Origin of the sequence: Thiobacillus sp. 65-1402 (assembly GCF_001897685.1) — a bacterium.
Taxonomy (GTDB): Bacteria; Pseudomonadota; Gammaproteobacteria; order Burkholderiales; family Thiobacillaceae; genus Thiobacillus.
Genome location: NZ_MKUG01000098.1, coordinates 1 through 9,549 on the forward strand (window position 1 = coordinate 1; position 9,549 = coordinate 9,549).

Below are 9,549 nucleotides of genomic sequence, written 5' to 3' on the forward strand. Positions count from 1 at the left end.
GTCGAGCTGCTGGCCAGCGCCTACGGCGATTTGGCGGCGCAGCCTGCCGGCGAGGCGCCGGACGCGGCCGGCGGCTCGCGCATCCTGAATGAGCTGGCGCGCCTGCGCGGCCTGCTGCAGAACCAGCTGGCGGGCTTTGCCTGGGGATCGGCACGGCGGCGCGATCCGGCGCGGGTGGCCGTGATGCAGACCCTGTTCGCCGCCGGCTTCGGCAGCACGCTCGCCCGCACCCTGGCCGCGCGTCTGCCGCGCGGGCTCGATACCGATGCCGCCTTGCGCTGGCTGCGCCAGGTGCTGATCCGCAATCTGCCGCTACAGGGGCGCGAAGCCGATCTGCTGGCCAGGGGGGGGTGCTACGCGCTGGTGGGCTCCACCGGTTCCGGCAAAACCACCACGCTGGCCAAGCTCGCCGCCCGCGCGGCGGATGCGCACGGTGCGGCAAAGGTGGCGCTGGTGGCGGCCGACGCCTACCGCATCGGCGCAGCGGAGCAATTGACGGTGTATGCCGACCTGCTGGGCGTGTCGCTGCATGTGGCGGAAGACCAGGCCCGGCTGGCGCGGCTGTTGCCTGAACTTGCCGCCAACAAGCTGGTGCTGGTCGATACCGCCGGTTTTTCGCCATCCGATCCGCGCAGCCGTGAGGGGCGGGCGCTCGACGCCCTCGGCGTGCGCCGCCTAGCAGTGATCTCCGCCGGCCAGCAGGGCGCGGCAATCGAGCAGGCGATGACGCATTTCGGCCAGGGCGCGGTCGCCTGCATCCTCACCAAACTCGACGAAGCCCCGCAACCCGGGGCGGCGCTCGACAGCCTGATCCGCCATCGCCTGCCGCTGGCGTACATCAGCGGCGGCCAGCGCGTGCCGGAAGACCTGCACGCACCCAGCGCCCCCTACCTTGTCGACCGCGCTCTGAAAGGCGGCCAGCTTGCCACGCCCTATGCGCTGCAGGCCGAAGACTGGCCGCTGTTTGCCGGCGTCGAGGCCGAGCGCGAGGAGCGCCTTGCCCTGAAGGGCATGCATGCCGGCTGACCAGGCCGCCGGGCTGCGGCGGCGCAGCGCCCGGCAGCCGCTACGCTGCATCCAGTGTTTTTTCGACTCCGCCCAATCCACCTCCCGGCTGGCGCTGGCGCTGCACCAGCGCGGCTGGACTGCGCTGCTGGTCGATGCGCGGGGACGGCTGCTGGCCGACGCGCCTGCCCGCAGCCTGTTCGGCTGGCGCCAGCAGCTTGAACGCGGACAGTTGCACACGCTGCCGCTGTCGCATGGCGACGGCTGGCATGCGCCCGGCGCCAGGGCGGACGACCCTGCCCTGGCGGGCATCGCCCAGGGCTACGATGCCGTGGTGTTCGACGCCGGCCGCGACGGTCTGGCGCTGATGCCCGGCGCAGTCCACGCCGTGGTCATCGAGGTGAACGCTGCGCACGAATCGATGCTGCGTGCTTACGCCCTGCTCAAGACCCTGTCGCGGGCCGACGGGGTGGGCAGCATCGGCCTGTTGGGCGCCGCCGCTGCCTGCGATCGCGTGTGCGCTGCCTGCAGCCACTTTCTCGACCGGCGCTTCGCGCAAGCCATCTACAGCGCGGCCCACGAAGATGGCCTATTCGCCGCGCTTGCCGTTAGAATGGCATGCGAGGAGGCGAGCCTGGCGGCTCGTTGATAAAACAGGAAAAATCTAGAATATGGTCCTGAAGCATGGCTGAAAAAGCCTCGTCAAAAGACGAACAAGTCACGAAACATGCGCCGCTGGTCAAGCGCATTGCGTATCACATGATGGCGCGCCTGCCCGCCAGCGTGGAAGTCGACGACCTCATTCAGGTCGGGCTGATCGGCTTGATGGACGCGGTGTCGCGCTTCGACGGCACCCAGGGGGCGCAATTCGAGTCCTATGCCACCCAGCGCATCCGCGGCGCCATGCTCGACGAGTTGCGCGAGGCCGACTGGCTGCCGCGCCACGTGCGGCAGAAATCGCGGCAGATCGAGGCCGCCATCCACAGGCTGGAGCAGCGCAACGGCAAGGCGCCGTCGGAGCAGGAGATCTCCGCCGAGCTGGGCATGCCGATCGATCAGTACCAGTCCATGCTGGGCGACGTGAAATGTTCGCAGCTGCTGTATTACGAGGATTTTTCCGATGAGGACAGCGCCAGTTTCCTGGAACGCTACCTGGTCGACGGCAGCAGCGATCCGCTCGCGGTGCTGGAAGACGAAGGTTTCCGCGACAGCCTGATTGCCGCGATTCATCATCTGCCCGAGCGCGAGCGCAGCATGATGGGCATGTATTACGAACAGGACATGAATCTCAAGGAAATCGGCGCGGTGCTCGGCGTCTCCGAATCGCGCGTGTGCCAGCTGCATTCGCAGGCGGTGGCACGCTTGCGTGCCCAGCTCAAGATCTGGAAAGACTGACGCGGCAAGGCCGCGCAGGCCAAAGCGGGGCGGATCGCTTATAAATCCGCGATAATGGCGGCTTGTTCATCCAGCCTGTATCCGCCGCCATGAGCCAAGCTCCCCTCGCAAAGAACTCAGCCAAGAAAAAAGCCCTCGATTACCATCGCCTGCCGAAACCCGGAAAACTCTCGGTCGAGTCGTCCAAGCCCTGTTCCACGCAGGAAGATCTGTCGCTGGCCTACACGCCCGGCGTGGCGCAGCCGGTGCTGGAAATCGCCAAGAATCCCAAGACCGCCTACGACTACACCAACAAGGGCAACCTGGTCGCGGTGATCACCGACGGCACTGCGATCCTCGGGCTGGGCAACCGCGGGCCCCTGGCCGCCAAGCCGGTGATGGAAGGCAAGGGCGTGCTGTTCAAGCAGTTCGCCGGCATCGACGTCTACGATATCGAAGTCAACGCCAAGACCCCGCAGGATTTCATCAAGGTGGTGGAAGCCATCGCACCGACCTTCGGCGGCATCAACCTCGAAGACATCGCTGCGCCGCATTGCTTCGAAATCGAGGCGGCGCTGCGCAAGAAGCTCGATATTCCGGTGTTCCACGACGACCAGCACGGCACCGCCGTGATCATCTGCGCCGGCCTCATCAACGCGCTGCAGGTGCAGGGCAAGGCGCTGGAAACGGCGAAAATCGTCTGCCTCGGCGCCGGCGCGGCGGGGATTGCGTCGATGAAGCTGCTGGTGGCGATGGGCGCGAAAAAAGCCAACATCACCTTGGTCGATTCCAAGGGCGTGGTGCACAAGGAGCGCGCCGATCTCAACAGCTTCAAGAAAGCCTTTGCGCGCAAGACCACGCTGCGCACCCTGGCCGAGGCGATGCAGGATGCGGATGTGTTCGTCGGCGTGTCGGGCGCCAACCTGGTGAGCCCGGCGATGGTGAAGAGCATGGCCGAGAACCCCATCGTGTTCGCGCTGGCCAACCCCAACCCCGAAATCCTGCCGGAAAAAGCCATGGCTGCGCGCAGCGACCTGGTCATGGCGACCGGGCGTTCGGATTTTCCCAACCAGGTCAACAACGTGCTCGGCTTTCCCTTCATCTTCCGCGGCGCGCTCGACGCGCGGGCCAAGGAGATCACCCAGGACATGCTGATCGCCGCGGTCTACGCATTGGCCGAACTGGCGCGCGAACCGGTGCCGGCGTCGGTGCTGAAAGCCTACAAGCTGAAGAAACTCAAGTTCGGCCCGGATTACATCCTGCCGAAGCCGTTCGATCCGCGGCTGCTTGACCGGGTGCCGCAGGCCGTGGCCAGGGCTGTGGTCAAAAAGGCCGCGGTGAAGAAAGCCGCGGTGAAAAAGCCGGCCAAGCCGGCGGCGGCCAAGGCGGCAAGCAAGCGTCGTTAAACCTGCCGAGCGGATGATGATCCGAACCGTGCCGTGAAGCCGACCGCGCGCCCCGTTTATCTCGATCTGCTGCGCATCCATTTGCCGCTGGCGGGCTGGGTGTCGATCCTGCACCGGATTTCGGGCGCGCTGCTGTTCGCGGCGCTGCCGCTCGGAGTGTGGGCGCTGTCGGTGTCGCTGGCGGACGCGGCCGGATTCCGGCGCATGGCGGATGCGTTTTCCCATCCGCCGGCCAGGCTGGCCGTAGTCATTCTGGTCTGGGCGCTGGCACATCATCTCCTTGCCGGCTTGCGGCATCTGGCGCTGGACGCGCACCGGGGCGTTGGCCTGCGCCGGGCGCGGCAAAGCAGCATCGCGGTGTTGCTGGCGAGCGGGCTGATCACGCTGCTTGCCGCCTGGAGACTGTTCGCATGAAATCCACCACCGGCTCGCATACCGGCACCGGCACCTGGCTTCTGCAGCGTGCCACTGCGGTGGTGCTGGCGCTGGCTTTGCCTGTCCTGGCGCTTTATTTGCTGGCAGCCATGCCGCTCGATTTTGCCGGCTGGCAGAAGCTGCTCGCACCGCTTTGGGTGCACGTGCTTTTGCTGACGACGGTGACGGCGCTGGCGTTGCATGCCTGGGTGGGCGTACGCGATATTTTGATGGATTACGTACACCCCGTCGGCCTGCGGCTGGCGCTCTATCTGACAGTGATCGCCACGCTGGCAGGCAGCGTGGCGTGGCTGGCCGCGATCTTGTTTGATGCGGCGCTGGGGCGTGCGGCATGAATACGCGCCGCTTCGATGCGCTCATCGTCGGCGGCGGCGGCGCCGGCCTGCGCGCCGCGCTGCAGCTCGCGCGCTCGGACTACAAGGTCGCGGTGGTGTCGAAGGTCTTTCCCACGCGCTCGCATACCGTGTCGGCGCAGGGCGGCATCACCGCCGCGCTCGCCAACGTCGACGACGACCGCTGGGAATGGCACATGTACGATACGGTCAAGGGCGGCGACTGGCTGGGCGACCAGGATGCGATCGAGTTCATGTGCCGCGAGGCGGCTTCGGCCGTGTACGAACTCGAGCACATGGGGCTGCCGTTTTCGCGTCTCGACAACGGCAAGATCTATCAGCGGCCGTTCGGCGGCCAGTCGAAGCATTTCGGCGGCGACCAGGCCACCCGTACCTGTGCCGCCGCCGACCGCACCGGCCATGCGCTATTGCATACCCTGTATCAGCAGAACATCGCCCATCGCACGCAGTTCTTCGACGAATACTTTGCCCTCGACCTGCTGCGCGACGCCGACGGCTACTGTCTGGGCGTCAGCGCGTTTTCAATCGAAACCGGCGAACCGCTGCTGATCGAGGCGCGCACCACCCTGCTTGCCACCGGCGGGGCCGGCCGGGCGTTCTGGAACAGCAGCAATGCCATGATCAACACCGGCGACGGTCTCGGCATGGCGCTGCGCGCCGGGCTGCCGCTGCAGGACATGGAGTTCTGGCAGTTCCATCCCACCGGCATCGCCGGCGTCGGCTGCCTCATCACCGAAGGCGTGCGCGGCGAGGGCGGCTATCTCCTGAACAAGCACGGCGAACGCTTCATGGAACGTTATGCGTCGCACGCCCGGGATCTCGCCGGACGCGACGTGGTGGCGCGCGCGATTGCCGTCGAAATCGCCGAGGGGCGCGGCTGCGGGCCGCGCGCGGACTACGTCGATCTCAAGCTCGACCACTTGGGCGAGCGGGCCATCGCCGACAAGCTCCCCGGCATCCGCGATCTGTCGATCCGCTTCGCCGGCGTCGACCCGGTCAAGGCGCCGATTCCGGTCGCCCCCACCGCGCACTACATGATGGGCGGCATCCCCACCAACCTGCACGGCCAGGTCGTCGCGCCCGCCCGCTTCGGCCCGGAAGAGCCGGTGCCGGGACTGTATGCCGTCGGCGAATGCGCCTGTGTGTCGGTGCACGGCGCCAACCGGCTGGGCGGCAATTCGCTGCTCGACCTTGTCGTGTTCGGCCGCGCCGCAGGCAGACATATGCTGGAGTATCTGCGCGACAACCCCTATGCGCGCCCCTTGCCCGGTGACGCGGCCGACGCCGGCCTGGCCCGCCTGCAGCGCTGGGAAAAGCCCGGCAGCGAACGCGTGGCGGCGATCACCGACGATTTGCGGCGCACGATGCAGCTGCATGCCGGCGTGTTCCGCACCGAGGCGGTGTTGCGCGAGGGCCTGGAAAAACTGGACACGCTGGAAGCGCGGCTCGCACACGCAGGCCTCGCGGACACCAGCCGCGTGTTCAATACCGCGCGCGTCGAGGCGCTGGAGCTGGAAAACCTGATCGGCGTGGCGCGGGCGACGCTGGTGTCGGCGATTTCCCGCACCGAAAGCCGCGGCGCGCATACGCGGGAGGACTTTCCGCAGCGCGACGACGCGCATTGGTTGAAGCACACGCTGTACTCGCGGGCGGGGGATCAGGTGGATGCCAAGCCGGTGCGGTTGAAACCACTGACGGTGGAGACGATACGGCCGAAGGAGAGGGTGTATTGATGGGGGACATGGTTCATCTCGCTTTGCGACGGCTTCGCTTTTCGCCTGTGGGCGAGTCACTTTCTTTTGCGTGGCCAAAAGAAAGTAACCAAAGAAAAGGCCACCCCTGCTGTGTCGGCCTTCGGCTTCCCTGCGATGCTCGCCAGCCGGGGCGGCGCGGGAACTCGCCCTGGCGGGCTCAGACACCCCGCGCCTCTCTTCCCCGGTCGGCTGCGCTACTCGGCGACACACAAGGGGCACCCATGCGGGCGCCAGCGCTTGGAACCAAACATGATTTACGTGATGGCGCCTCCGGAGCTTCCCCCTTCAGCGCTGCCGATTTGGCGCGTGCGGGCGGGAACAGAGCGGAACCGTGTCCGAGCTCCGCAGCACGGGGCGTTTTGTGCCCCGTGCCAGGGCGAGTTGGTGGAGCGCCCGCCCGTGCGCGCCAAATCGGGAACCCGCAGGGCAGCGATGTGGGGTCGCCTTTTCTTTGGTCACTTTCTTTTGGCGAAGCAAAAGAAAGTGACTCGCCCACAGGCGAAACGCGAAGCCGTTGCCATGACAAAGAAGGGGGCAACATGAAATTCCGCCTCTACCGCTACAACCCCGAAACCGACGCCAAGCCCCACATGCAGGACGTCGACCTCGACATCGACCCCGCCGGAAAGATGCTGCTCGACGCCCTACTGGCGATCAAGGCGCAGGACGAAACGCTGTCGCTGCGTCGCTCCTGCCGCGAAGGCGTGTGCGGGTCGGATGCGGTGAACGTCAACGGCCGCAACCGGCTGGCGTGCATCACGCCGCTGTCCGAGCTGACGCAGCCGATCGAGGTGCGGCCGCTGCCGGGTCTGCCGGTGATCCGCGACCTGATCGTCGACATGGAGCCGTTCTACAGGCAGTACCGCTCGATCAAGCCCTGGCTCATCAACGACGACCCCGAGCCGGAGGTGGAACGTTTGCAGAGCCCGCAGGATCGCGCGCTGCTCGACGGCGCCTACGAATGCATCCTGTGCGCCTGCTGCACCACGGCGTGCCCTTCGTTCTGGTGGAATCCGGAAAAATTCGTCGGCCCGGCGGGGCTGCTGCAGGCGTACCGTTTCATTGCCGACAGCCGCGACGAAGCAACGCCCGCGCGGCTCGACAACCTGGAAGACCCCTACCGGCTGTATCGCTGCCGCGGCATCATGAATTGCGTCGATGCCTGCCCCAAGGGGCTGAACCCGACCGCGGCAATCGGGCGCATCAAATCCTTGCTGGTGAAACGGCGTGTCTGACGCGCTGGCCTGGCGCTGCCGCCGCGGATTGCTCGAACTCGATCTCTGGCTGGGTGGCTTTCTGCAGGCGCACCGCGCTACACTTCAGCCTTGCGAGACGGCCGCGCTGGAGCGCTTGCTGGCCTTGTCCGACATGGAAATTATCGACCGGCTGCAAGGCAGGTCGCCTGCCGGCGATGCCGCTCTCGAAGCGCTTGTTGAACGCCTACGGCATTATCGGGCTGCAGTATTTTTGGAATTGCAATGAAAAAAACCGTCACCCTCACTTTCAGCGACGGCAGTCCGTCCATCGAACTGCCCATCGAGCAGGGCACCTATGGCAAGCCGGTGATCGACATCCGCACGCTCGGCTCGCACGGCTACTTTACCCACGACCCGGGTTTCACCGCCACCTCCAGCTGCAACTCCGCCATTACCTACATCGATGGCGACGAAGGGCTGCTGTATTACCGCGGCTACCCGATCGACGAGCTGGCCTACCAGTCGGATTACATGGAGGTCTGCTATCTGCTGGTCCACGGCGAGCTGCCTGCCGCCGAACAGAAAACGGCGTTCGAACACTCGATTCGTCATCACAGCCTGCTGCACGACCAGATGGAGAACGTGTTCCGCGGATTCCGCCGCAGCGCGCATCCGATGGCGGTGATGATCGGCGTCACCGGCGCGATGTCGGCCTTCTACCACGAAGGCACCGACCTGTTCGACCCGCGTCATCGTGAAATCGTCGCGCACCGCCTGATTGCCAAGATCCCCACGGTGGCGGCCTGGGCCTACAAGTTCAACGAAGGCCAGCCCTTCGTCTATCCGCAGAACCACCTGTCGTACGCCGAGAACTTTCTGCACATGATGTTCTCCACCCCGTGCGAGCCCTACCAACCCAATCCGGTGCTGGCGCGCGCGCTCGACCGTATTTTCATTCTGCACGCCGACCATGAGCAGAATGCCTCGACCTCGACCGTGCGGCTGGCCGGCTCCAGCGGCGCCAACCCCTATGCCTGCGTCGCGGCCGGCATGGCCTCGCTGTGGGGGCCGCTGCACGGCGGCGCCAACGAGGCGGTGCTGAAAATGCTCGACGAAATGGGCGACGTCTCGCGCATTCCCGAATACATCAAGCGCGCCAAGGACAAGACCGACGCCTTCCGCCTGATGGGTTTCGGCCACCGCGTCTACAAGAACATGGACCCGCGCGCCCGCATCATTCGCCAGACCTGCTACGAAGTGCTGGACGAACTCGACCTGCGCGACGATCCGCAGTTCAAGATGGCGATGGAACTCGAGCGCATCGCGCTGGAAGACGACTACTTCATTTCGCGCAAGCTCTATCCCAACGTCGATTTCTATTCCGGCATCATCTTCCGCGCCATGGGGATTCCCAGCAGCATGTTCACCGTGCTGTTCGCGCTCGCCCGCACCGCGGGCTGGGTGGCGCAATGGAATGAAATGCTCGCCGATCCCGCCCACAAGATCGGCCGTCCGCGCCAGCTCTATACCGGTGCGACGCGGCGCGAATACGTGCCGCTGGAGCGGCGCGGTGCCTGAGCAGGCAGCGCGTTGGCCGACCGCTTCGACATGAACGAACCCGACTGGCGCCTGACGTCGCCGCTTTACGCCGGTAATGCGGCGTATCTGGAGCAGTTCGGCGACGATGCGCTGACGCCCTGGCTGAACCGGCCGTTGCCGGGCGCGCCAGCCGCATCGGATGCCGCCCAGGTCGCGGTGCTGCGGCTGATCAATGCCTACCGTTATCTGGGCGTGCGGCAGGCCGAGCTGGATCCGCTGCGGCGTTTCGAGCCGCCGCCGAGCCCCGAACTCGACCCGGCGCACTACGGCCTGACCGAGGCGGACCTGACCCGCGAGTTCGAGACCGGATCGCTGTTCGGGGTGGGGCGCACTACCCTGGCCGATATTCTGCAGCGCCTGAACAGCGCCTACTGCGGCCATGTCGGCGTGGAATACATGCACATCACCGACGTGGCGCGCAAACGCT

General features: G+C 66.0%; 10 protein-coding genes and 1 pseudogene. All 11 read left to right on the top strand.

What is annotated here, in order from left to right; all coding sequences use genetic code 11:
- Positions 1-1,026, top strand: a 1,026-nt coding sequence (gene flhF / locus BGO62_RS08065; RefSeq protein WP_296641065.1) for a flagellar biosynthesis protein FlhF, incomplete at its 5' end; no start/stop codon positions are given.
- On the top strand, positions 1,016-1,654 hold the full coding sequence (locus BGO62_RS08070) for a hypothetical protein (protein WP_296641070.1): 639 nt from the start codon (positions 1,016-1,018) through the stop codon (positions 1,652-1,654). The genes flhF and BGO62_RS08070, both read left to right, overlap by 11 nt.
- A 35-nt stretch (positions 1,655-1,689) precedes the next feature.
- Positions 1,690-2,400, top strand: a complete 711-nt coding sequence (locus tag BGO62_RS08075) for an RNA polymerase sigma factor FliA (protein WP_296641074.1) — start codon at positions 1,690-1,692, stop codon at positions 2,398-2,400.
- 89 nt (positions 2,401-2,489) lie between these two features.
- Positions 2,490-3,785: a malic enzyme-like NAD(P)-binding protein gene (locus BGO62_RS08080; protein WP_296641079.1), complete on the top strand. Its 1,296-nt coding sequence runs from the start codon at positions 2,490-2,492 to the stop codon at positions 3,783-3,785.
- Between the two features lie 33 nt (positions 3,786-3,818).
- Positions 3,819-4,199, top strand: coding sequence for a succinate dehydrogenase, cytochrome b556 subunit (gene sdhC, locus BGO62_RS08085; protein ID WP_296641082.1), 381 nt, complete (start codon positions 3,819-3,821; stop codon positions 4,197-4,199).
- Positions 4,196-4,555, top strand: a complete 360-nt coding sequence (gene sdhD / locus BGO62_RS08090) for a succinate dehydrogenase, hydrophobic membrane anchor protein (protein WP_296641084.1) — start codon at positions 4,196-4,198, stop codon at positions 4,553-4,555. Before sdhC ends, sdhD begins: the two co-directional genes overlap by 4 nt.
- Positions 4,552-6,306: a succinate dehydrogenase flavoprotein subunit gene (gene sdhA, locus BGO62_RS08095; protein ID WP_296641086.1), complete on the top strand. Its 1,755-nt coding sequence runs from the start codon at positions 4,552-4,554 to the stop codon at positions 6,304-6,306. The genes sdhD and sdhA overlap by 4 nt, the downstream gene beginning before the upstream one ends.
- Before the next feature lie 560 nt (positions 6,307-6,866).
- Complete coding sequence (locus tag BGO62_RS08100; protein WP_296641088.1) at positions 6,867-7,562, top strand: succinate dehydrogenase iron-sulfur subunit; 696 nt, start codon at positions 6,867-6,869, stop codon at positions 7,560-7,562.
- Positions 7,555-7,809 (top strand): succinate dehydrogenase assembly factor 2, encoded by a 255-nt coding sequence (locus BGO62_RS08105; RefSeq protein WP_296641090.1) that lies wholly within the window; start codon positions 7,555-7,557, stop codon positions 7,807-7,809. Before BGO62_RS08100 ends, BGO62_RS08105 begins: the two co-directional genes overlap by 8 nt.
- Positions 7,806-9,101, top strand: coding sequence for a citrate synthase (gltA, locus tag BGO62_RS08110; protein ID WP_296641091.1), 1,296 nt, complete (start codon positions 7,806-7,808; stop codon positions 9,099-9,101). Before BGO62_RS08105 ends, gltA begins: the two co-directional genes overlap by 4 nt.
- A gap of 12 nt (positions 9,102-9,113) precedes the next feature.
- Positions 9,114-9,549, top strand: a pseudogene (gene sucA / locus BGO62_RS08115) (2-oxoglutarate dehydrogenase E1 component); the annotation flags it as partial.